This window comes from Pseudomonas sp. BAV 4579 (assembly GCF_009765395.1).
Taxonomy (GTDB): Bacteria; Pseudomonadota; Gammaproteobacteria; order Pseudomonadales; family Pseudomonadaceae; genus Chryseomonas; species Chryseomonas aestiva.
The window spans coordinates 121499-143899 of record NZ_WHOV01000005.1; the positions used below are offsets into that span (position 1 = coordinate 121499).

Annotated in this window: 18 protein-coding genes; 4 read left to right on the forward strand and 14 right to left on the reverse strand. The window is 67.2% G+C overall.

Going from position 1 to position 22401, the window contains the following annotated elements:
* Positions 1–23 precede the first annotated feature (23 nt).
* From GSQ95_RS02565 to GSQ95_RS02575, 3 genes are read right to left on the reverse strand one after another with little or no spacing between them, the layout of a single operon-like run.
* The gene (locus tag GSQ95_RS02565; RefSeq protein ID WP_371913873.1) at positions 24–806 is read right to left on the reverse strand and encodes a MetQ/NlpA family ABC transporter substrate-binding protein; all 783 of its coding nucleotides are present in this window, start codon (positions 804–806) and stop codon (positions 24–26) included.
* A gap of 51 nt (positions 807–857) precedes the next feature.
* Positions 858–1523: a methionine ABC transporter permease gene (locus GSQ95_RS02570; protein ID WP_017639302.1), complete on the reverse strand. Its 666-nt coding sequence runs from the start codon at positions 1521–1523 to the stop codon at positions 858–860.
* A complete protein-coding gene (locus GSQ95_RS02575; protein ID WP_158889638.1) occupies positions 1523–2530 on the reverse strand; it encodes a methionine ABC transporter ATP-binding protein in 1008 nt (335 codons plus the stop codon). Before GSQ95_RS02575 ends, GSQ95_RS02570 begins: the two co-directional genes overlap by 1 nt.
* 283 nt (positions 2531–2813) lie before the next feature.
* On the opposite strand from GSQ95_RS02575, the gene katE reads away from it, so the two are divergent.
* On the forward strand, positions 2814–4943 hold the full coding sequence (gene katE / locus GSQ95_RS02580) for a catalase HPII (protein WP_158889636.1): 2130 nt from the start codon (positions 2814–2816) through the stop codon (positions 4941–4943).
* 110 nt (positions 4944–5053) lie between these two features.
* Here katE and GSQ95_RS02585 read toward each other — a convergent pair whose 3' ends face one another.
* The 8 genes from GSQ95_RS02585 to glcD all read right to left on the reverse strand — a co-directional run bounded on the left by GSQ95_RS02585 (position 5054) and on the right by glcD (position 14648).
* A complete protein-coding gene (locus tag GSQ95_RS02585) occupies positions 5054–5434 on the reverse strand; it encodes a RidA family protein (protein WP_007161463.1) in 381 nt (126 codons plus the stop codon).
* Positions 5435–5636: 202 nt separating this feature from the next.
* Positions 5637–7796 (reverse strand): bifunctional GTP diphosphokinase/guanosine-3',5'-bis pyrophosphate 3'-pyrophosphohydrolase, encoded by a 2160-nt coding sequence (spoT, locus tag GSQ95_RS02590; RefSeq protein WP_133860374.1) that lies wholly within the window; start codon positions 7794–7796, stop codon positions 5637–5639.
* Positions 7797–7799: 3 nt separating this feature from the next.
* Positions 7800–8072, reverse strand: a complete 273-nt coding sequence (gene rpoZ, locus GSQ95_RS02595) for a DNA-directed RNA polymerase subunit omega (RefSeq protein ID WP_017639297.1) — start codon at positions 8070–8072, stop codon at positions 7800–7802.
* A gap of 154 nt (positions 8073–8226) precedes the next feature.
* Entirely contained in the window at positions 8227–10401 is a 2175-nt protein-coding gene (locus tag GSQ95_RS02600) for a malate synthase G (RefSeq protein ID WP_158889634.1), read from the reverse strand.
* Positions 10402–10438: 37 nt separating this feature from the next.
* Positions 10439–10843: a heme-binding protein gene (locus GSQ95_RS02605; protein ID WP_158889632.1), complete on the reverse strand. Its 405-nt coding sequence runs from the start codon at positions 10841–10843 to the stop codon at positions 10439–10441.
* 14 nt (positions 10844–10857) lie between these two features.
* Positions 10858–12090 carry a glycolate oxidase subunit GlcF gene (glcF, locus tag GSQ95_RS02610; protein ID WP_158889630.1) on the reverse strand — a complete coding sequence of 411 codons (1233 nt, stop codon included), beginning with the start codon at positions 12088–12090 and terminating at the stop codon, positions 10858–10860.
* 12 nt (positions 12091–12102) lie between these two features.
* On the reverse strand, positions 12103–13149 hold the full coding sequence (gene glcE, locus GSQ95_RS02615; protein ID WP_158889628.1) for a glycolate oxidase subunit GlcE: 1047 nt from the start codon (positions 13147–13149) through the stop codon (positions 12103–12105).
* A complete protein-coding gene (gene glcD / locus GSQ95_RS02620) occupies positions 13149–14648 on the reverse strand; it encodes a glycolate oxidase subunit GlcD (protein ID WP_158889790.1) in 1500 nt (499 codons plus the stop codon). Before glcD ends, glcE begins: the two co-directional genes overlap by 1 nt.
* Before the next feature lie 208 nt (positions 14649–14856).
* On the opposite strand from glcD, the gene glcC reads away from it, so the two are divergent.
* Positions 14857–15624, forward strand: coding sequence for a transcriptional regulator GlcC (glcC, locus tag GSQ95_RS02625; RefSeq protein WP_158889626.1), 768 nt, complete (start codon positions 14857–14859; stop codon positions 15622–15624).
* Between the two features lie 146 nt (positions 15625–15770).
* Positions 15771–17135, forward strand: a complete 1365-nt coding sequence (locus tag GSQ95_RS02630) for a hemolysin family protein (RefSeq protein WP_158889624.1) — start codon at positions 15771–15773, stop codon at positions 17133–17135.
* 12 nt (positions 17136–17147) lie between these two features.
* Here the strand turns inward: GSQ95_RS02630 and GSQ95_RS02635 are convergent, their stop codons facing one another.
* The gene (locus GSQ95_RS02635) at positions 17148–19049 is read right to left on the reverse strand and encodes a diguanylate cyclase (protein ID WP_158889622.1); all 1902 of its coding nucleotides are present in this window, start codon (positions 19047–19049) and stop codon (positions 17148–17150) included.
* 187 nt (positions 19050–19236) lie between these two features.
* Entirely contained in the window at positions 19237–20124 is an 888-nt protein-coding gene (locus tag GSQ95_RS02640) for a M23 family metallopeptidase (protein WP_158889620.1), read from the reverse strand.
* 349 nt (positions 20125–20473) lie between these two features.
* Here GSQ95_RS02640 and GSQ95_RS02645 point away from each other — a divergent pair, with 349 nt between their 5' ends.
* The gene (locus GSQ95_RS02645; protein WP_158889618.1) at positions 20474–21274 is read left to right on the forward strand and encodes an AraC family transcriptional regulator; all 801 of its coding nucleotides are present in this window, start codon (positions 20474–20476) and stop codon (positions 21272–21274) included.
* A 216-nt stretch (positions 21275–21490) separates the two neighbouring features.
* Here GSQ95_RS02645 and GSQ95_RS02650 read toward each other — a convergent pair whose 3' ends face one another.
* Positions 21491–22390 (reverse strand): M23 family metallopeptidase, encoded by a 900-nt coding sequence (locus GSQ95_RS02650; RefSeq protein WP_158889616.1) that lies wholly within the window; start codon positions 22388–22390, stop codon positions 21491–21493.
* Positions 22391–22401: the final 11 nt, after the last annotated feature.

Here is a 22401-nt window from a genome sequence, read left to right on the forward strand (position 1 = left end):
GTCGACGGCGGTGGAGCTAAGGCTCAGAAGGCGGGAACGACGGCGCCCTGGTACTTCTTCTCGATGAATTGCTTCACCTCGGGGGTGGTCAGGGCCTTGGCCAGCTTCTGGATGGCCGGGTCATTGGCCTTGTCGGCGCGGGTGTAGAGCAGGTTGGCGTAGGGCGACTCGCCGCTCTCGATGAAGAGGGCATCCTTGGTCGGCACCAGCTTGGCTTCCAGGGCGTAGTTGGCGTTGATCAGCGCCAGGTCGACCTGATTCAGCACCCGCGGCAGGGTCGCGGCTTCCAGCTCCTTGAACTTGAGGTGCTTGGGATTCTCGACGACGTCACGCGGGGTGGCGGTGACGTTGCTCGGATCCTTCAGGGTGATCAGGCCCTGTTTGGCGATCAGCAGCAGCGCGCGACCGGAGTTGCTCGGATCGTTGGGGATGGCCACAGTGGCGCCGTCCTTGAGTTCCTTGATGTCCTTGATCTTCTGCGAGTAGGCACCGAAGGGCTCGACGTGCACCGCCACCACCGGCACCTGGTCGCTGCTCGGATTGCTCTTCTGGTAGCTGGCGTAATAGGGCTTGGTCTGGAAGTAGTTGGCATCCACCTGCTTCTGATCGGTCTGGCGATCGGGCTGGATGTAGTCGGTGAAGACCTTGATCTTGAGGTCCACGCCTTCCTTGGCCAGCTGCGGCTTGATGAATTCCAGGATCTCCGCATGGGGAACCGGATTGACCGCGACGGTCAGGGTCTCGGCGGCCTGGGCGGCGGTGGCGACACCCAGGCCGAAGGCCAGGGACAGCAGGGTACGTTTCAGCGACATCGGGGATTTTCCTTGTGCAAAACCTTCGAGTGGATGAGGCCTGAATCAACGACGACTGAAATGGGCGACGAGGCGATCGCCGACCATCTGCAGTACCTGGACCAGCACCAGCAGCAAGAGCACCGTGACCACCATGACGTCGGTCTGGAAGCGCTGGTAACCGAAACGGATGGCCAGATCGCCGAGGCCGCCGCCGCCGATCACCCCGGCCATGGCGGTGTAGGACACCAGGGCGATGGCGGTGACGGTAGTGGCCGCGATCAGCCCGGGCAGGGCCTCGGGCAACAGGGTGCGGGTGACGATCTGCCAGAGACTGGCGCCCATGGCCTGGGTCGCCTCGATGATGCCGCGGTCGACCTCGCGCAGGGCGGTCTCCACCAGCCGGGCGAAGAAGGGCGCGGCGCCCACCACCAGCGGCGGAATGGCGCCCTCGACGCCCAGCGAGGTGCCGATCAGCCAGACCGTGATGGGGATCATCAGGATCAGCAGGATGATGAAGGGCACCGAGCGCAGCACGTTGACCACGAAGGAGAGGATGCCGTAGACCAGCGGCTGTTCCAGCAACTGGCGGCGGCTGGTGAGAAACAGCAGCACGCCCAGCGGCAGGCCGAGGATCAGGGTGAAGAGCATGGACCAGCCAAGCATGGCCAGGGTGTCCTGGGTCGCCTGCCAGATCTCGGCCCAGTCGATGTTGCTGAAGAGTTCGTCCATCAGCGCAGGACCTCCACGGTGACGTCGGCGGCCTGGAAGCGAGCCAGGGCGGCGTCCAGGTCACCGCCCACCAGGGCGATGGTGAGCTGGCCATAGGGCTCGTCCCGGATGCGGTCGATGCGCCCGCCGAGAATGCTGTAGTCCACACCGGTCTCCCGGGCGACGTGGCCCAGCAGCGGTGCATAGGTGGCTTCGCCGCGGAAGGTCAGCCGCAGGATGCGGCCTTCGACGTGGGCATAGGCGTCGGCCAGTTCGGTCTCGTCCTGATGCTCGGCCTCGAACACGAAGCGGCGGGTGGTGGGGTGCTGCGGGTGCAGGAAGACATCGGCGACGGTGCCCTGCTCCACCACAGCGCCGCCATCGAGCACGGCGACGCGATCGCAGACGCGGCGGATCACGTCCATCTCGTGGGTGATCAGCACGATGGTCAGGCCTAGCTCGCGATTGAGTTCGGCGAGCAGTTGCAGCACCTGGGCGGTGGTCTGGGGATCGAGGGCGCTGGTGGCCTCGTCGCAGAGCAGGATCTTCGGCTCGGTGGCCAGGGCGCGGGCGATGCCGACGCGCTGCTTCTGGCCGCCGGAGAGTTGCGCCGGGTACTTGCGCGCCTGGTCGGACAGGCCGACCCGCGCCAGCAGTTCCTCGACCCGCTGGGCGATCTGCGCCCGCGAGCGGCCGCCGGCCAGTTCCAGTGGCAGGGCCACGTTGGCCGCCACGGTCTTGGACGAAAGCAGATTGAAGTGCTGGAAGATCATGCCGATGCGGCGGCGGAAATCGCGCAGCTCGGTCGAGCCCAGGGTGGTGACCTCGGCGCCATCGACCTGCAGGCGACCGCCACTGGGAGCTTCGAGGCGGTTGATCAGGCGCAGCAGGGTGCTCTTGCCGGCACCCGAATGGCCGATCAGGCCGAAGATCTCGCCGGCTTCGATCCTCAGGTCGACCGGCTGGAGCGCCGCGACCTCGCGACCGCGCGTGCGGTACGTCTTGTGGACAGCGTGGAATTCGATCAATGGAAAAACCTTGAGTGAATCATCAGACAACAGGAGGGTATCCAGCCGCGCAGTTTAACGCGCGCGCTTATATCTGCTTAGCACTTGTTGTCGGGTATTACGCCAATAAAGGCATATGGCCAGTCCTCGCGTCGCAACTTCCCGGGGGAACAGCCCGTCGCCTCGCCTCAGCCAGGCGGAACACCAGCTCTCGCCTGCGAGTCACTAGAGGACTGCCTGAATTCGCCCCACATTCCGTAGGGGACGCAAAGAGCGCCCTCCAGGCGCCTGATGAGGACTTTCCATGGCTACGCCCCCCAAGAGTGAACTCGCCGGTACCGACACCCAGGATCGCCAGAACACCTCGAAGAAAATCGAGCAACTGGAGCAATTCCGTTCCGATGCCACCGGCCAGGCACTGCGTACCAATCACGGCGTGAAGATCGCCGATAACCAGAATTCGCTGCGCGCCGGCACCCGCGGGCCTTCCCTGCTCGAAGACTTCATCATGCGGGAGAAGATCACTCACTTCGACCATGAGCGCATCCCGGAGCGCATCGTCCATGCCCGTGGCACCGGTGCCTATGGCTACTTCCAGCCCTACCAGGACTGGTCGGACCTGACCAAGGCCGCCCTCTTCCGCGACCCCAATCACCAGACCCCAGTGTTCGTGCGCTTCTCCACCGTGCAGGGCCCGCGTGGTTCCGGTGACAGCGTGCGCGACGTGCGTGGCTTCGCTATCAAGTTCTATACCGAGGAAGGCAACTGGGACATGGTCGGCAACAACATGCCGGTCTTCTTCATCCAGGACGCCATCAAGTTTCCCGACTTCGTCCATGCGGTGAAGCCCGAGCCGCACAACGAGATCCCCACCGGCGGCAGCGCCCACGACACCTTCTGGGACTTCGTCTCCCTGGTGCCGGAGTCGGCGCACATGGTGCTCTGGACCATGACCGACCGGGCCATCCCGGTGAACCTGCGCAGCATGCAGGGCTTCGGCATCCACACCTTCCGCATGATCAACACCGCCGGCAAGGGCGTCTTCGTCAAGATCCACCTGAAACCCGCCGGTGGCGTGCGTTCCCTGGTGTGGGACGAAGCCCAGAAACTGGCCGGCAAGGACACCGATGCCCACCGCCGCGACCTCTGGGAAGCCATCGAGGCCGGTGACTATCCAGAGTGGGAATTCGGCGTGCAGATCATCCCCGAGGAAGACGAGCACAAGTTCGACTGGGACATCCTCGACGCCACCAAGATCATCCCCGAGGAGCTGGTGCCCATTACGCCCCTGGGCAAGCTGGTGCTCAACCGCAATCCGGACAACTATTTCGCCGAGACCGAGCAGGTGGCCTTCTGCCCTGGCCATGTCGTACCCGGCATCGATTTCAGCAACGACCCCCTGCTGCAGGGCCGGCTGTTCTCCTACACCGATACCCAGATCAGCCGTCTCGGCGGACCGAATTTCCACGAATTGCCGGTCAACCGCCCTGTAGTGCCGAATCACAACGGCCAGCGCGACGCCAAATACCGCATGACCATCGACAAGGGTCGCGCCTCCTACGAGCCCAACTCCATCGATGGTGGCTGGCCCAAGGAAACCCCGCCGGCGCCCCAGGATGGCGGCTACGAGAGCTACTACGAGCGCATTGACGGCCACAAGGTGCGCGAACGCAGCGAGACCTTCGGCGACCATTTCTCCCAGGCCACGCTGTTCTACAACAGCCTGTCGGAAGCCGAGCAGTCCCACGTCGCCGATGCCTACAGCTTCGAGCTGGGCAAGGTCGAGCGGATGTGGATCCGCGAGCGGCAGGTCAACGAGATCCTCGCCAACATCGATCTGGAACTGGCGCAGAAGGTCGCCAAGAAGATCGGCGTGACCCCGCCCACCGCACCCACCGTACAGCCGCGCAAGGTGTCCATCGACAAGTCGCCGGCGCTGAGCCAGCTCAACCTGCTGTCCGGCAACATCAAGGGCTTCAAGGTGGCGGTACTGGTCGGTGACGGCGTCATCGCCAGCGAAGTGGTGGCCATCAAGCAGGCGCTCAAGGCCGAAGGTGCCCATGTGAAGGTGCTCGGCCCCACCGCCGGCCCGGTCAAGGCGGCCGACGGCAGCGAAGTGGCCGTGGATGGCTCGGCCGAGGGCATGCCTTCGGTGGCGCTGGATGCGGTCTATGTGCCGGGTGGCGCCGAGAGCGTCAAGGCCATGCTCGACGACGGCGTGATCAAGCACTACCTACTGGAAGCCTACAAGCACCTCAAGGCCATCGCCCTCACCGGCGAAGCCGAACAGCTGCTCAAGGCGGTCTATCTGAGCCCTGACGAGGCACTGCTCACCGGCGGTGACTTCAAGGCGGTGCAGCAGGACTTCTTCGCCGCCATCGCCAAGCACCGTTGCTGGGCGCGGATGCCGAAGATCAAGTCCATCCCGGCCTGATCCAAGCGGGTATGAAAAAGCCGACCGTCGCGAGACGGTCGGCTTTTTCGTTTGGGGCTATCGCGGCCATGGGTGGAGCCGCTCTGGCGTTGGCCGCGATCAGAAGGATATCAACCCAGCACCAGCACCCCGTCCATTTCCACCTGGGAGCCCTTCGGCAGGGCGGCTACGCCGATGGCGGCGCGCGCGGGATAGGGCTGCTGGAAGTAGCGACCCATGATCTCGTTGACGGTGGCGAAATGCGCAAGGTCGATCAGGAAAATGTTCAGCTTGACGATGTCGGCCAGGGAACCACCGGCGGCCTCGGCGACGGACTTGAGATTCTCGAACACCTGGACCACCTGGGCTTCGAAGCCGTCCACCAGCTCCATGCTGGTCGGATTGAGCGGGATCTGCCCGGAGAGATAGACGGTGTCACCGACCTTGATCGCCTGGGAATAGGTGCCAATGGCGGCGGGCGCCTTGTCGGTGTGGATCACTTGCTTGCTCATGGGTCGCTCCTGTGCGGGAAAGGACCGATTCTGCAAGCCGGTGGCGACCCGCTGCAACCTCAGAACCTGTTTACGATCGTGCGAGCTAGAGGCAAACAAGGCGAAAATGCCTGAGGAAGCGGAGTTTACGAGGGGTAAATGAGCATTCCGAAGGCATTTTCAACGCCGTTTGGCCGACGCGCAGCAGATCGTGAGCAGGTTCTCAGCTGCGAACCCGAGTAATACCGGCCACGCCCTTGAGCGTGCGCAGCTTCTTGATCACCCGCGCCAGGTGCACGCGATCGCGCACGCTGACCACCAGCTGGACCACGCTGACCCGGCCGTCGCGCTCGTTCATGCCGATCTTCTCGACGTTGGCGTCCACCGCGGTGACGTTGTTGGCCAGCATGGCGATCAGGCCGCGCTGGTGCTCCAGCTGGACGCGCAACTCGACGCTGAATTCGCCGGTGACGTCCTTGGCCCAGTTGAGCACGATGCATTTTTCGCTGTTGTGCCGGAATTCGGCGATGTTCCGACAGTTTTCCAGGTGGATCACCATGCCCTTGCCGGCCGACAGGTGGCCGACGATGGGATCGCCCGGAATCGGCGTGCAGCACTTGGCGTAGCTGATCACCAGGCCTTCGGAGCCGCGGATGGCCAGCGGACCCTGGGGCGTGGTGCCGGGCTGCGGCTCCAGCGGCTCTTCCTGCTCGCTGCCGGACACCAGGCGCCGCGCCACCACGTAGGCCATGCGATTGCCCAGGCCGATCTCTTCGAGCAGGTCTTCCAGCACCACGCCCTTGTACTCGCCCAGCACCGAGAGGATGCGCATCGGCGAGATCTTCGACAGCTGGGTGCCAAAGCCCGACAGCGCCTTGTTCAGCAGGCGCTCGCCAAGGCTGATGGACTCGGAGCGACGCTGCTGCTTGAGCGCGTGGCGGATGTTGGTGCGCGCCTTGCCGGTGACCACGAAGTTGAGCCAGGCCGGATTGGGCCGGGCACCGGGCGCGGTGACGATCTCCACCGTCTCGCCGCTGCCCAGCGGCTGCGACAGCGGCGCCAGGCGGCGATTGATGCGGCAGGCGATGCAGCTGTTGCCCACGTCGGTGTGCACCGCATAGGCGAAGTCCACGGCCGTGGAGCCCTTGGGCAGCTCCATGATGCGACCCTTGGGGGTGAAGACGTAGACCTCGTCGGGGAAGAGGTCGATCTTCACGTTCTCGATGAATTCCAGGGAGTTGCCCGCGCGCTGCTGCAACTCGAGGATGCCCTTCACCCACTGGCGCGCGCGCAGGTGGCTGGCGCGCGGCTCGTCGCCGCCGGCCTTGTACAGGCCATGGGCGGCGATGCCGTTGTTGGCCATCTCTTCCATCTCGCGGGTGCGGATCTGGATCTCGATGGGCACGCCGTGCATGCCGAACAGGGTGGTGTGCAGGGACTGGTAGCCGTTCGCCTTGGGGATGGCGATGTAGTCCTTGAAGCGCCCCGGGAACGGCTTGTAAAGGTTGTGGACCGCGCCGAGTACCCGGTAGCAGGTGTCGACCTTGTCGACGATGATGCGGAAGCCGTAGACGTCCATGATCTCGTTGAACGACTTACGCTTGCCGCGCATCTTCTGGTAGATGCTGTGCAGGTGCTTTTCGCGGCCGACCACCTCGCCGTCCAGGCCGTCGCGGGCCAGGCAGTTGGCCAGGGATTCCTGGATCTTGCCGAGGATCTCGCGGCGATTGCCCCGCGCGGTCTTGACCGCCCGCTGGATGCGTTCGGCGCGCATCGGGTGCATGGCGCGAAAGCCCAGGTCCTCGAATTCCACATAGAAATCGTGCATGCCCAGCCGATTGGCGATGGGCGCGTAGATTTCCAGGGTCTCCTTGGCGATGCGCCGACTCTTGTCCGGCGGCATGGCGTCCAGGGTGCGCATGTTGTGCAGCCGGTCGGCCAGCTTGACCAGGATGACGCGGATGTCCTTGGACATCGCCATGGTCATCTTCTGGAAGTTCTCCGCCTGGGCCTCGGCCTTGGTCTCGAACTTCATCTGGGTCAGCTTGCTGACCCCGTCCACCAGCTCCGCCACCGTTTCGCCGAACTGGGCGACCAGGGCTTCCTTGGCGATACCGGTGTCCTCGATCACGTCGTGCAGCATGGCCGCCATCAGGCTCTGATGGTCCATGTGCATGTCGGCGAGGATGTTGGCGACGGCCAGCGGATGGGTGACATAGGGCTCGCCGCTGCGGCGGCGCTGCCCATCGTGAGCCTGCTCGGCGTAGTAGTAGGCCCGCCTGACCAGATTGACCTGGTCGGGGGTCAGGTAGTCCGCCAGACGTTCGGCCAGCAAGTCGATGCCGGTCGGGCGGGCGTCACCATACGCAGGCTCGGCGGCCATGGCTTAGAGGGCCTCGCCGTCCGCTTCGTCGTTGACTTCGAAAGCGGCAAACAGCGGCTCTTCTTCGACGATGTCGTCCAGACGGATGACTTCCTCGTCAACCAGGCCTTCGGCGATCTCGCGCAGGGCGACGACGGTGGGCTTGTCGTTGTCCCACGGTACCTTGGGCTCCTTGCCGCCGGTGGCCAGCTGGCGCGAGCGCTTGGTGGCGAGCATGACCAGCTCGAATCGGTTGTCTACGTTGTCCAGGCAGTCTTCGACAGTAACGCGGGCCATGGTCTTCCTCGTGGCGATGATGATCCCGGGAACGGGGGACCCGATAGTATAAAAATTCGCCAGTGGCAAGGGAAGGGGCGGTGGTCGGAGGACCGCCGGCACCGCTCCGTGCAGAAGCGGCTCCCGCCCGCGCCGGACGGAAGCCCTGGCCGGATCAGGCGCCCGCTTTCTTCTTCAACCGCCAGGCGTGCAGCAGCGGCTCGGTGTAGCCGCTGGGCTGCTCGCGGCCCTTGAAGATGAGGTCGCGGGCGGCGCGGTAGGCGTAGGAGCTGTCGAAGTGGCCGGCCATGGGTTCGTAGAGCGCATCGCCGGCGTTCTGGCCGTCGACCACCCTGGCCATGCGCTGCAGGGTCTCGTCCACCTGTGCGGCCGTGACCACGCCATGGTGCAGCCAGTTGGCGATGTGCTGGCTGGAGATGCGCAGGGTGGCGCGGTCTTCCATCAGGCCGACGTCATGGATGTCGGGCACCTTGGAGCAGCCAACGCCCTGGTCGACCCAGCGCACCACGTAGCCGAGGATGCCCTGGCAGTTGTTGTCCAGTTCCTGCTGGATGGCGTCGGCGGACCAGTCCGGCGACTCGGCCACCGGCACGCTGAGCAGCCCGGCGAGCAATTCGCCACGGGCGGCGTCGACGTCGCTGCGTTCCAGTTCCTGCTGCACCTGCTGGACGTTGACCTGGTGGTAATGCAGGGCGTGCAGCACGGCGGCGGTGGGCGACGGTACCCAGGCGGTGTTGGCGCCGGCCTTGGGATGACCGATCTTCTGTTCCAGCATGGCCGCCATCAGGTCGGGCATGGCCCACATGCCCTTGCCGATCTGCGCCTTGCCGCGCAGGCCGCAGGCCAGGCCGACCAGCACGTTGTTGCGCTCGTAGGCGGTGATCCACTTCGAGGTCTTCATGTCGCCCTTGCGCAGCATGGGCCCGGCCAGCATGGCGGTGTGCATCTCGTCACCGGTGCGGTCGAGGAAGCCGGTGTTGATGAAGGCCACCCGCGCCGCGGCGGCGGCGATGCAGGCCTTGAGGTTGACGCTGGTGCGGCGCTCCTCGTCCATGATGCCCAGCTTGACGGTGTTGGCCGGCAGCCCCAGCAGGGCCTCGACGCGGTCGAACAGCTGCACGGCGAAGGCCACCTCGGCCGGGCCGTGCATCTTGGGTTTGACGATGTACACCGAGCCGCTGCGGGAGTTGCCCTGGCGCTTGAGGTCGTGCATGGCGATGGTCACGGTGACCAGGGCGTCGAGGATGCCTTCGGGGATCTCGCGACCGTCCTCCAGCAGCACCGCCGGGTTGGTCATCAGGTGGCCGACGTTGCGGATGAACAGCAGCGAGCGCCCGTGCAGGCGCAGCGGCTGGCCGTCGGCGCCCTGGTACTCGCGATCGGGGTTGAGGCGGCGGGTAAAGGTCTCGCCGCCCTTGCTGACCTCTTCGGCCAGATCGCCCTTCATCAGGCCCAGCCAGTTGCGATAGGCCAAGACCTTGTCGGCGGCGTCCACCGCGGCGATGGAATCTTCCAGGTCCATGATGGTGCTGACCGCGGCTTCCATGAGCAGGTCCTTGACCCCTGCGGCGTCGGTCTTGCCGATGCTGCTGGCGCGGTCGATCTGGATCTCCAGGTGCAGGCCGTTGTGGCGTAACAGCACCGCGGACGGCGCCGCGGCATCGCCCTGGTAGCCGACGAAGACAGCCGGATCGGCCAGTTCGCTGGTGCCGCTCCTGAGATCCACCACCAGGCGGCCGTCCTGGATGCGGTAGGCGGTGGCGTCCCGGTGCGAGCCACTGGCCAGGGGCGCCACGCCGTCCAGCACCTGGCGGGCGAAGGCCACCACCTTGGCACCGCGGGTGGGGTTGTAGCCCTTGCCGCGCTCGGCGCCCTCGCTCTCGGGCAGGGCGTCGGTGCCATAGAGGGCGTCGTACAGCGAACCCCAGCGCGCGTTGGCGGCGTTCAGGGCGTAGCGGGCGTTGAGCACCGGCACCACCAGCTGCGGACCGGCCTGCTCGGCGATCTCGCGGTCGACGCCGGCCGTCGAGGCCTGCACCTGGCCGGGGACCGGTTGCAGATAGCCGATGCCTTCGAGGAAGGCCTGGTAGGCGGGCAGATCGGTGACCGGGCCGGGATGGGCGCTGTGCCAGGTGTCCAGCTCCACCTGCAGGCGATCACGCTCGGCCAGCAGTTCGCGATTGCGCGGCGCCAGCTCGTGCACCAGGGTGTCCACGCCCGACCAGAAGGCGGCGGTGTCGAGCCCGGTGCCGGGCAGCACTTCCTCGTCGATGAAACGCTGCAGTTCGGTGGCCACCTGCAGGCGGCCCAGGGTAGTGCGGTCGGTCATGATGGCTTTCCTTGATAACGAAACTGTCGAGAGAGGGTTAACCCAGTGCCGCGATGGCGGCCTTGGCGACCTGCGCATCTTCCGCGGCCTTGACGCCGGAGACGCCGACCGCGCCAACCACCTGGCCGTCCACCAGGATGGGCACCCCGCCTTCGAGCATGCCCTGCATCAGCGGAGCGCTGAGAAAGGCGGTGCGGCCGTTGTTGATCATCTCTTCCAGCACCTTGGACTCCTTGCGCGCCAGGGCGGCGCTGCGGGCCTTTTCCGGGGCGATGTAGGCGCTGTTGGGCGCGGCGCCGTCGAGGCGCAACAGCGCCAGCGGATGGCCGCCGTCATCGGCCACGGCGATGCACACGGCCCAGCCCTGGCGTTCGGCTTCGGCGCGACCGGCGGCCAGCAGGGTGTTGATCTCGGCAAGGGTGAGCACGGCTTTGCTGTTCATGGGGCCTCCAGGGTTCAGGGTTGGGTCGGAGCGGCCAGGGCCGCGTCGAGGATTTCGATCCAGTGGCGCACCGGGGTGCGCCCGGCGCCGTCGAGATGGCTCTGGCAACCGATGTTGGCGGTGGCGATCACCTCGGGGTGACCACTTTCCAGGGCATCGAGCTTGGCGTCACGCAGCCGCCGCGACAAGTCCGGCTGGGTCAGCGAATAGGTGCCGGCCGAACCGCAGCAGAGGTGACCGTCCGGCACCGGTGCCAGCGGAAAGCCGAGGCGCTGCAGGACGCCTTCCACGGCGCCGCCGAGGCGCTGGGCGTGCTGCAGGGTGCAGGGGCAATGGAAGGCCAGCCGCGGGGTGTCCTTCAGCTGCAGCTCTTCCAGGGGCAGCTCGCGCAGCACCTCCACCAGGTCGCGGGTGCGCGCCGAGACCTCGCGGGCCTTGGCGGCATAGGCCGGGTCGTCCTTGAGCAGGCTGGCGTATTCCTTGACGAAGGCGCCGCAGCCGCTGGCGGTCTGGATGATGGCCTCGGCGCCGCCCTGCAGGGCCGGCCACCAGGCGTCGATGTTGCGCCGGGCGCGGTCGAGGCCGGCGTCCTGGGCATTGAGGTGATAGTCCACCGCGCCGCAGCAACCGGCGCGGGGCGCGGCGTCCAGGCTGATGCCGAGGCGATCCAGTACCCGCGCGGTGGCGGCATTGGTATTGGGCGACAGCCCCGGTTGCACGCAGCCTTCGAGGATCAGCATGCGCCGGGCATGGCGAGGTGCCGGCCGCACCCCGGGCGCGGCGATGCGCGCCGGCAGTTTGGCCTGGACGCTGGCCGGCAACAGCGGTCGCAGGGTTTGGCCGCTTTTCAGCAGGGCGCCGAACAGCCGTGGCTGCGGCAGCACCTGGCGCAGCCCGGCGCGGAGCAGGCGCTGGCCCAGCGGCCGCGGCACCCGGCGCTCCACCTCCGCGCGGCCGATGTCGAGCAATTCGTGATAGGAGACGCCCGAGGGACAGGTGGTCTCGCAATTGCGGCAGGTCAGGCAGCGGTCGAGGTGCTCGCGGGTCTTTTCGCTGACCTCGCCGCCTTCGAGCATGCCCTTGATCAGGTAGATGCGCCCGCGGGGCCCGTCCAGCTCGTCGCCGAGCAGCTGGTAGGTCGGACAGGTGGCGTTGCAGAAGCCGCAGTGCACGCAGCTGCGCAGCACCCGCTCGGCATCGGCGGCGCGGGGCAATTCGCGGGCGGCGGGACTCAGATTGGTTTGCATGACGTCTTTCCCCTACAGCCCGGCGTACAGCCGACCCGGATTGAAGATCCCCTGGGGGTCCAGGCGCGCCTTGAGGCGGCGGTGATAGTCGAGCAGCGCGGCGGGCAGCGGGTGCTGGGCCTCGCGCTCGGCGTCCGGCGTGTAGCACAGCGCATGGCCACCGGCACGCTCGGCGATCTCGCGCAGGACCGTGGCCGGGGCATCGCTCTTGAGCCAGTACTGGGCACCGCCCCAGTCCAGCAAGAGGCTGCCAGGCAACTCCAGCAGCGGGGTATTGACCGGTACCGACAGCCGCCACAGCGGCCTGGGGTCGTCGAAGAAGGCCAGCCGCTGTTCGTTGAGCGCGTCCCAGAAGGCCTCGCCCAGGGCTTCACCGCCCAGGCGATCGACGGCCGAGCGCACCGAGCCCTCGCCGCCCTCCAGGCGCAGCTGCAGCCGCTGCCCGTCATGGCAGGCCGCCGAGATCGGCAGGGCTTCGCGGCCCCAGACGGCCAGGCGCTGCAGGGCGCGCGCGGCGTCCAGCTCCAGGCTCAGACTCTGGCTGCAACGCGGCCGGGGCAGCACCTTGAAGGACACCTCGGTGATCACCCCCAGGCAACCCTGGCTACCGGCCAGCAGCCGGGAGACGTCGTAGCCGGCGACATTCTTCATCACCTCGCCACCAAATCTCAGGTGCTCGCCGGTGCCGGTGATCAGGCGGGTGCCCAGGACGAAATCCCGCAGGCTGCCGGCCCAGGGCCGACGCGGACCGGAGAGGCCGCAGGCCAGGGTACCGCCGACCGTGGCGCCCTCCCCCAGCCGTGGCGGCTCGCAGGGCAGCATCTGCCCCCGCTCGGCCAGGGCGGCATCGAGTTCGGCCAGCGGCGTGCCGGTACGGACCGTGGCCACCAGCTCGGTGGGGTCGTAGTGCACCAGACCGCGGTGGCCGCTGACGTCCAGCGGCTCGCCCTCGACCGCACGCCCCAGGTGGGCCTTGGTGTCGCCGCCCTGGATGCGCAGCGGCTGGCGACGGACCAGGGCCTCGCGGACCTGGTCGAGGAGCAGTTCCAGGCTGTCCATCAGAAGCGCTCCAGTTCGGGGTGAGGCAGCTGGCCACGATGCACGTGCAGGCCACCGAATTCGGCGCAGCGCTGCAGGGTCGGCACGTTCTTGCCGGGATTGAGCAGCCCGGGGGCGTCGAAGGCGGCCTTCACCGCATGGAAGAAGAGCAGTTCGCCGGACTGGAACTGGGTGCACATGGCATTGATCTTTTCGCGACCCACGCCGTGTTCGCCGGTGATGGTGCCGCCCACCGCCACGCAGAGGTCGAGGATGCGGCCACCCAGGGCCTCGGCCTGCTCCAGCTCGCCGGGCCTATTGGCATCGAAGAGGATCAGCGGATGCAGATTGCCGTCGCCGGCATGGAAGACATTGCCCACCGCCAGGCCGTATTCCGCCGACAGCGCCTCGATGCCGCGCAGGACCTGGGGCAGGGCGCGGCGCGGGATGGTGCCGTCCATGCAGTAGTAGTCGGGCGACAGCCGACCCACCGCGGGAAAGGCGTTCTTGCGCCCGGCCCAGAATTTCTGCCGCTCGGCCTCGTCGCGGGCCAGGCGGATCTCGGTGGCGCCGGCGGCGGCCAGCAGGCTGCTGACGCGCTCGATGTCGGCGGCCACGTCGGCTTCCACCCCGTCCAGCTCGCAGAGCAGGATGGCCGCGGCGTCCACCGGGTAGCCGGCGTGGATGAAGTCCTCGGCGGCTCTCAGGGTCAGGTTGTCCATCATTTCCAGCCCACCGGGGATGATGCCGGCGGCGATGATGTCGGCCACCGCCGCCCCGGCGCGCTCGATGTCGGCGAAGCTGGCCATCACCACCCGGGCACAGGGCGGCTTGGGCAGGAGCTTGACGGTCACCTCCACCACCACCCCGAGCAGGCCCTCGGAGCCGGTGAACAGCGCCAGCAGGTCGAAGCCGGGACTGTCCAGGGCGGCGCTGCCCAGGGTCAGGCGCTCGCCCTCCAGGGTGACGATCTCCACCGCCAGCACGTTGTGCACGGTCAGGCCGTATTTCAGGCAGTGCACGCCGCCGGCATTCTCGGCCACGTTGCCGCCGATGGAACAGGCGATCTGCGACGAGGGATCGGGGGCGTAGTAGAGCTCAAAGGGCGCCGCGGCCTGGGAGATGGCCAGGTTGCGCACCCCGGGCTGGACCCGGGCACGGCGACCATCGGGGTCCACGTCAAGGATGCGGTTGAAGCGCGCCATCACCAGCAGCACGCCCTGCTCCAGTGGCAGGGCGCCGCCAGAGAGACCGGTGCCGGCACCGCGCGCCACCAGGGGCACGTTCAGCTCATGGCAGAGGCGCAGGGTCGCCTGCACCTGCTCCACCGTTTCCGGCAGGACCACCAGCAACGGCGTGGTGCGATAGGCCGCGAGACCATCGCACTCATAGGGTTTGAGGTCTTCCCTGTCGTGCAGCAGGCAGTGCTCGGGCAGTTCGGCACGCAACCGCTGCAGCAGTTGCGTCTTGTCCGGGCGGGGCAAGGCGCCGTCGAGACGTTCGTCGTAGACCAGGCTCATCGGGTAACCGCCATTGTTGTTGTTCTGGCTGGAGAGGCTTTGTTGTACCCCGACTGCAACCAGGGCGTCCATGACCCAGCGCACTGGTCATACCAGTTTTTACGCTCTCTTCGACCAAAGGAGTAGCAGGTTTCAGCCCGCTTGACGGCAAATCCGGCCGGTGGCTCACTAGGATGTAACCTCGTGGTCATACCAGCAGGAAATCCTTATGTCCGCACCCGTCGCCCGCCTTCCCGTCGCCGAGAACGTCAGCCAGCAGATCGAACGGCTGGTGGTGGATGGGGTGCTCAAGGTCGGCCAGCCGCTGCCCTCCGAGCGGCGCCTGTGCGACAAGCTCGGTGTCTCCCGCACCGCCCTGCGCGAGGGCCTGGGGCTGCTGCGCGCCCGCGGCATCATCGAGACCCGCCACGGCCAGGGCAGCTTCGTCGCCCGCCTGGCGGCGCCGGCGGCGGAGAATCCGCTGCTGCACCTGTTCAGCAGCCAGCCACGCACCCTCTATGACCTGCTGGAAGTCCGCGCCCTGCTGGAAGGCGAAGCCGCGCGCCTGGCCGCGCTGCGCGCCACCACCGCCGACCTGGTGCTCATCGGCCGCCGCTACGACGAGCTGTGCGCCGCCTGCCAGGATCCGGCCAGCCTGCCAGCGGAAACCCACGCTCGCCTCGACCACGCCTTCCACCTGGCGATCAGCGAGGCCTCGCACAATCCGGTGCTGGTGCACACCCTGCAATCGCTCAACGAGCTCTTGCTGGGCTCGGTGTTCGCCTGCATCGCCAATCTCTACCATCGGCCACCGCAGCGCCGCGAAATCGACGCCCAGCATGCCCGCCTCTATGCCGCCGTGAGCCAGCGCCTGCCCGGCGAGGCCCATGCCGCCGCCCGCGAGCACATCCACAGCGTGAGGGACAACCTGCGCGAGATCGAGCAGGAAGAGCAGCGCCTGGTGCGGGCTACCATGCGTCTGGAAGGCTGGACCTAGCGAAAAAGGCCCGCCGGCAAACATCGGCGCCAGAGCCACTGTCCGTCAGCCCAGGGTGCGCCCCGTCCCTCCAGCGGGCGCAACATCTTGCAACTGCCCTGCCCCGCCCCCATGCTTAGCCGACCTTTCTGCAGCTCTCGGCCCTAATGGACCCTTCCACCAGCCTCGCCTCGACGTTGTTCGCCGATCTCGGCCTCGTGTTCTTCGCCTTCTTCCTCGTGCTGCTCAACGGCTTCTTCGTCGCCGCCGAGTTCGCCATGGTCAAGCTGCGCGCCACCCGCGTGGAAGCCATCGCCAAGAAGCACGGCTGGCGCGGGCGCATCCTCAAGAAGGTGCACAACCAGCTCGACGCCTACCTCTCCGCCTGCCAGCTCGGCATCACCCTGGCCTCCCTGGGCCTGGGCTGGGTCGGCGAACCGGCCTTCGCCGAATTGCTCGAACCCCTGCTCGGCGCCGTCGGCGTCAGCAGCCCCGAGGTGATCCACGGCATCGCCTTCTTCTCGGCGTTCTTCATCATCTCCTACCTGCACATCGTGGTCGGCGAGCTGGCGCCCAAGTCCTGGGCGATCCGCAAGCCCGACCTGCTCTCGCTGTGGACGGCGGTGCCGCTGTACCTGTTCTACTGGCTGATGTACCCGGCCATCTGGCTGCTCAACGCCAGCGCCAATGGCATCCTGCGCATCGCCGGCCAGGGCGAGCCGGGCGCGCACCACGAACACCACTACAGCCGCGACGAACTCAAGCTGATCCTGCACTCCAACCGCGCCACCGACCCGGACGCCCGGGTGCTGGCCTCGGCGGTGGAACTGGGCGAGCTGGAGGTGGTGGACTGGGCCAATTCCCGCGAAGACCTCATCTATCTGGACAGCAAGGCCAGCCTGGACGAGATCCTCACCCAGATCCGCCGCTCCAAGTACAGTCGCTACCCGGTCTATGACGAAGACAGCCAGACCTTTACCGGGGTGCTGCACATCAAGGACCTGCTCCTGGCCATCGCCGGCCTGGACAGTGAAGCGGCCTCCTTCGACCTCGACGACCTGGTGCATCCGTTGGAGCGGGTGACCAAGCACATGCCGCTGTCCGACCTACTGGAGCAGTTCCGCCGCGGTGGCGCGCACTTCGTGCTGGTGGAAGAAGCCGACCACAAGGTCATCGGCTTCCTGACCATGGAAGACGTGCTCGAGGTCCTGGTGGGCGACATCCAGGACGAACACCGCAAGACCGAGCGCGGTGTGGTCGCGTACCAGCCGGGCAAGCTGCTGGTGCGTGGCGACACCCCGCTGTTCAAGGTCGAGCGGCTGCTGGGCATCGACCTGGATCACGTCGAGGCCGAGACCCTGGCCGGGCTGATCTACGACAGCCTGAAGCGTGTTCCGGAAGAGGAGACGGTGCTGGAGGCCGAAGGGCTGCGCATCATCGTCAAGAAGATGAAGGGCCCCAAGATCGTCCTGGCCAAGGTCATCAAGCTGGATCCCAAGGACGTCCGCCGGCGCCAGCCGGAAGAGCGCTGAGGGCGCGCGGCCTCAGCCGCGTCCGCTGCCCAGCGCCGGCAGGCCATCGCTCAGGCAGACACGATTGCGCCCGCCGCGCTTGGCCGCATAGAGCGCCCGATCGGCGTCTTCCAAGAGGCCCAGGCCGTGTTCGAGATTGCTCGGCACGGTCACCGCGACCCCGATGCTGATCGACGGCCGCAGGCGTCCGTGCTCGGTCTGCAATTCCAGCGCCGCCACGTCCTTGCGGATGCGCTCCGCCAGCGTCCGGGCCGCGATCTGGTCGCTCCCGGGCAGGGCGATGACGAATTCCTCGCCTCCATAGCGCGCCGCCACCTCCCCCGCCCGCTGGACGTGCTGGCGCAACACCTCGGCCACGCACCTCAGGCATTCGTCGCCCAGGGTGTGGCCATGGGTGTCGTTGACCGCCTTGAAGTGGTCGATGTCCACCAGCAGCACCGCCAGCGGCAGTTCGGCACGGATGGCGCGGCGGATCTCCTGCTGGAAGAGTCGCTCGAAATGCCGGCGGTTGCCGAGTCCGGTCAGGGGATCGGTCTGGCTCTGGTGCAGCAGTTCGCGATTTAGTCGTTCCAGGGAGGCCTTGGCCTGCTGCAACTCGACGGTGCGCAGCGCCACCCGCAATTCCAGTTCGACAAAGGAGGCCTCGCGCTCCCGGGCCAGGGCGGTGGAGGCCTCCAGGGCCTGTCGTTGCGCCTCGATTCGCGCCCGCCGCTGCAGACTCAGGCCCTCGGTGAGCCCCAGCGACAGCATCACGAAGCCCAGGGCGAAACCGGCCATCTGCCCATGGAAGGCCGGACTGTCGGCGGCCAGCCAGCCAGCCACCGCCAGCAGCTGGATCGAGCTGCCCAGCAACAGCAGGGCCCAGGCGGCGCTGAACCACAGCGCCATGCGGCTGCCGCGCAGCGCCAGGTAGGTGGTGGTGCCCAGCAGGCCCAGGCAACTCAGCGCCATCATGCCGAGCATTTCCTGGAAGCTCAGCAGGTCCGGCCAGATCAGCGTGACGACCAGCGCCACGTTCCAGTAGCCGATCAGCAGGCGATTGCCGAAATCGATCCAGCGACCGCCGTGATAGAGACTGAGCAGATAGCGCACGAACAACCCGCCACTCAGCAAGCACAGGGCGGCGAAGGCCAGGTGCGCACGCAGGGCGAAGGCCGGGCTCTCCGGCCAGAGTTGCCAGGCGCCATAGCCGCTGGTGACCGCCTGATAGCCGATGACGCTGAGCAGATAGAGGGCGTACCAGCCAAAGCCCGAGCGGCGGCCGAAGCCCCACAGCATGAGGGTCAGCAGCAACATTGTGATCAGGCAGCCAAAGAAGCTGCCGACCAGCCAGGCATCGTGCTGGGCCTCGCGCAGATAGGTGGCCGGGGTCACCAGGCGCAGCGGCAGGACGAAGGTCTCCCGCGAATCCAGCCGCAGGTAGACCTCCTCCACGGCGCCCGCGGCCGGCGCCAGGGCGAACATCAGCTGGCGCCCGGGCAGCGCCCGTTGCGTCGCCGGCAGCGCCAGGCCGCTGCGCTGCAGCGGACTCCAGCGACCATCGGCCGCGCGGGTGCGCAGGTCCAGGCGATCCAGCACCGGCCAGGTCGGAATCAGCCACCAGGCCTGGTCGTCGCGGCCCTGGATGGCGAAGCGCAGCCAGAGGCCCTGGCGACCGTCATGGAGCAGCATTTCCAGCTCATCGGGCGCATGCCAGCCATCCTCGCCACCGCGTGGGCGCGCGGCGGCCTCGGCAAAGGTCAGACTGGCGGGCGCCTTGAGAATCTCCAGTGCCGGGCGGGGATCGTAACTGCGCGCCGGATCGTCGAGCCGCAGCACCTGCGCCTGGCCGTCGAGGGCGATCAGCAGCAGGACCAGCAGGTGCAAAGCCCGATTGCGCCCACCGGCGCACAGGGCGGCCAGGAATCCTTTCATGGGCGGCATCCGTAGCCTGAAGGAAGGAAAGGCCGCGGTAGAGCCCGCGCCCTGGAGGAAATAGCGTGGTGATAGCATAACGCCACCAGGCATGGTCCTGCCAAGGGATTTCTACCGGCGACAGGGCGCCTGGGCCCTGGAGGGGCCCGGTGGCGTCAACCGGTCTGGATTGCCCTGAAGCGCGGACTCAGCGGTCGCCCAGCGCCATGTTGGGCAGGGCCGCCAGCGGCCGCACGAAACGGAAGGGGATGGAGACCATTTCACCGCCCGTGTGGGCCTGGACGACGAAATGCAGATGGGGACCGGTGCTGCGACCGGTGTTGCCCGACTCCGCCAGGGGCGTGCCGATCTCCACCCGCTCGCCGGGTCGCACCTTGACCGAACCGCGGCGCAGGTGGAGGTAGGCGCTCTGGCTGCCGTCCTCGTGGGCGATGCGCACGAAGTTGCCGGAGGGGTTGGGACCATGGCCGAACTGGCCGTTTTCGACGTCGATCACCGTGCCGGCCCGGGCGGCGCTGATCGGCGTGCCTTCGGGCATGGCGATGTCCACGGCATAGCGGCCCTTGGGCGTGTGGTGACTGAAATCGCCGCCCGCGCCCTGGGTCACGTAGTAGACGCCCTGGCGCCAGGGCCAGGCGTAACCATAGCCGATGCCGTTGTCGGCAGCACCCGCGACATCCGTCGCCAGCGGCGGCAGGGGGCCGACCGGCAGCTGCGGACTGTAGCTGAAGGCCTGTTCGAAGTGCATGGGAAAGCCCTGCTGGCGCTTGCGGATCACCGCCAACTGCACCGTGGAGCGCGGCTCGATGACCTGGCGGATCGGGCGCTCGGCACCGGCCACGTTGACGGTGCGCTGCAGGCGCAGCTCGACCCGCACGGGTACGTCGAAATCGTTGCGAACCTCGAAGATGCGGCCTTCACTGGCATTGCGCACCTTGAGCTTGACCTGCCCCTTGCGGGCCGGGCTCTTGGCGGAGGTCTTGGTCAGGGTCGCCTTTTCGGCAGCCGGTGCGAGGGCGGGCATGGCCAGGGCGAGGGTCAGGCAGGAGATCAGGGCGGTCAGGCGTCGGTCCATGGCATAGGGCCACCATGATGGGCAAGGACAGAACCTAACAAAGCCGTGCCGGGTGGGCGATGGCCAAACCCCGGCTTTGTGAAGCCGCTGGCAAAGCATCGACGCAAATAAAAAAGCGTGGCACTCAAATCCCTGTGCCACGCTGCCACCGATCGGACGGTAGTTCAAATACAGGCCTGATGGTTCAGGCAGGTCAGCCAAGCGGCGGGTGTTCTGTGCGACACTCCCGCGAGAGGCAGGTTTGCGGCGTGCAGAGGGGTCACCCCTGGGCGCGCCCGATGCTCCGGCCATAGTGCTGCAGGTTAGGCCCTGGCACCTGGACCCGGCCCAACCGAAACGGACAGCTGTTATGCAGGAACAGACAATCGACCGAGCGCGGAGCGTGGTGGCGGATGCCCCCATCCCGCCTGCCGGTCCCCTGGTGTCCCAGCTCAGCACCTTCGCCCATGGCCAGGTGTGGCCGCCGCATGTGCACGATCAGGCGCACCTGATGTACACGGTCAACGGCGTGCTGGAGGTCACCACCCACGAAGGGGTCTGGTACGTACCGCCCAAGCAGGCGATCTGGATTCCGCCGCGCATCGAGCACCAGGCGCGGGCCAATGGCGAGGCCACCCTGCAGGTGGTGATCATCGACTTGCCGAGCGGCCTGCCCTGTCCCCAGGCGGCCACCCGCATGGTGCTCATCTCGCCGCTGCTGCGCGAATTGTTGCGCTGCCTGAGACGCGGCGGCGCTTCCTACGGCGAGGCCGAGCTGGGCAGCCACGTACGGGCGCTGATGCTGGCGGAACTGGTGTTTCTCGAAGAGACCGCCCTGCACCTGCCGGCGCTGGCCGACCGGCGGCTGCGGGCCATCCAGACCAGTCTGCACGCCGATCCCGCCGACGACACGGCGCTGGCGAGCTGGGCGCAGCAACTGCACCTCTGCTCGCGCAGTCTGGCGCGGCTGTTCCTCAAGGAAACCGGCACCAGCTTTTCCACCTGGCGCCAGCACACCCGGCTGATGCTGGCCCTGCCGCGACTGGCTGCCGGCGAGCCGGTGACCCGGGTGGCCCTGGACCTGGGCTATGCCTCGCCCTCGGCCTTTACCCGGATGTTTCGCCGGGTGCTGGGCGTCTCGCCCAGCGAGTACCTCGACGCCCAGGGCTGAAGCTGGACAAGGGTAAGAGCCTGCTCAAAGGCTCGCGAGCTAGAGCCAAACAAGCCCTGGGCGGCCCCACGAAAAGCCCTGAGGAAGCGGATCGGGCCCGCGCCCGGGTTTACCGATGGTAAATCAGCATTGCGACGGGGCCGCCCAGGCGGGGCTGGCCTTCCAGGGGCTTTTCAACGCCGTTTGGCCGATGCGCAGCAGCCTGTGAACAGGCGCTCAAGGTCCGCCGACGGCGAAGTTGGGCAGGCTGTCCACCGCCTGGGCGAAGCGGAAGGGAATGGATTCGACCGCCTCGCCGGTGTTGCGCTGGACCACGAAGTGCAGGTGCGGCCCAGTGCTGCGCCCGGTGTTGCCCGACGAGGCCAGTGCCTGACCCGGGCGCACCCACTGGCCTTCGGCGACCTTGATCGAACCGCGCTGCAGGTGCAGGTAGACGCTCATGGTGCCGTCGTCGTGGAGGATGCGCACGAAGTTGCCGGAGGGGTGATTGCCACGCCCGTTCTGGTCGTTCTCCACCTCTACCACCTGCCCGGCGCGCGAGACCACGATGGGCGTGCCCTCGGGCATGGCGATGTCCACCGCATAGCGACTCTTGGGCGTGTTGTGGCTGAAACCACCGCCGGCGCCCTGGCTGACGTTGAAGGGACCGCCCAGCCAGGGCAGCGGATAGGCGAAACCGGAGGCGAAGACCGGGGTCGCACTGCCCATCAGGGTGGTGAGCTGCGGGGTATAGCGTTGCGGACGCCCCGGATCGGGCGCGATCAGCGTCGCCAGGCGCGTCAGGCTGCGCGCCGGCAGGACCTTGCGGATGGGCGCCTCGCCCACCCCGCTGACATTCTGCAGCGCCGAGAGGCGCAGGGTGACGGTCACCGGCAGGAAGCTGTCGTTACGCACCTCCAGCACCGTGCCGCCGGCATAGTGCCGCGGCTGCAGCTTGACCCGCTGGTCGAGTCGCTCGATGGGGTCGTCACTGAAGGTCATCACCTTGGCGCCCTTCTGCGCCTTGTCGGTGTAGGTGACCACGCCGTTGGCATCCACGTACTTGTAGATGGGCGCCGCCAGGGTGGGGCCCGAGAGGGCGAGCGACAGCAGCAGCAGGCGACAGGCAAGGGGCATGGGCAAGGCGT

Excerpts from the sequence above, each read along its gene's own strand:
- GSQ95_RS02570 (WP_017639302.1), bottom strand. The coding sequence starts at position 1,523 with ATGGACGAACTCTTCAGCAACATCGACTGGGCCGAGATCTGGCAGGCG.
- katE (WP_158889636.1), top strand. The coding sequence starts at position 2,814 with ATGGCTACGCCCCCCAAGAGTGAACTCGCCGGTACCGACACCCAGGAT.
- GSQ95_RS02585 (WP_007161463.1), bottom strand. The coding sequence starts at position 5,434 with ATGAGCAAGCAAGTGATCCACACCGACAAGGCGCCCGCCGCCATTGGC.
- spoT (WP_133860374.1), bottom strand. The coding sequence starts at position 7,796 with ATGGCCGCCGAGCCTGCGTATGGTGACGCCCGCCCGACCGGCATCGAC.
- rpoZ (WP_017639297.1), bottom strand. The coding sequence starts at position 8,072 with ATGGCCCGCGTTACTGTCGAAGACTGCCTGGACAACGTAGACAACCGA.
- GSQ95_RS02600 (WP_158889634.1), bottom strand. The coding sequence starts at position 10,401 with ATGACCGACCGCACTACCCTGGGCCGCCTGCAGGTGGCCACCGAACTG.
- GSQ95_RS02605 (WP_158889632.1), bottom strand. The coding sequence starts at position 10,843 with ATGAACAGCAAAGCCGTGCTCACCCTTGCCGAGATCAACACCCTGCTG.
- glcF (WP_158889630.1), bottom strand. The coding sequence starts at position 12,090 with ATGCAAACCAATCTGAGTCCCGCCGCCCGCGAATTGCCCCGCGCCGCC.
- glcE (WP_158889628.1), bottom strand. The coding sequence starts at position 13,149 with ATGGACAGCCTGGAACTGCTCCTCGACCAGGTCCGCGAGGCCCTGGTC.
- glcD (WP_158889790.1), bottom strand. The coding sequence starts at position 14,648 with ATGAGCCTGGTCTACGACGAACGTCTCGACGGCGCCTTGCCCCGCCCG.
- glcC (WP_158889626.1), top strand. The coding sequence starts at position 14,857 with ATGTCCGCACCCGTCGCCCGCCTTCCCGTCGCCGAGAACGTCAGCCAG.
- GSQ95_RS02630 (WP_158889624.1), top strand. The coding sequence starts at position 15,771 with ATGGACCCTTCCACCAGCCTCGCCTCGACGTTGTTCGCCGATCTCGGC.
- GSQ95_RS02635 (WP_158889622.1), bottom strand. The coding sequence starts at position 19,049 with ATGAAAGGATTCCTGGCCGCCCTGTGCGCCGGTGGGCGCAATCGGGCT.
- GSQ95_RS02640 (WP_158889620.1), bottom strand. The coding sequence starts at position 20,124 with ATGGACCGACGCCTGACCGCCCTGATCTCCTGCCTGACCCTCGCCCTG.
- GSQ95_RS02645 (WP_158889618.1), top strand. The coding sequence starts at position 20,474 with ATGCAGGAACAGACAATCGACCGAGCGCGGAGCGTGGTGGCGGATGCC.
- GSQ95_RS02650 (WP_158889616.1), bottom strand. The coding sequence starts at position 22,390 with ATGCCCCTTGCCTGTCGCCTGCTGCTGCTGTCGCTCGCCCTCTCGGGC.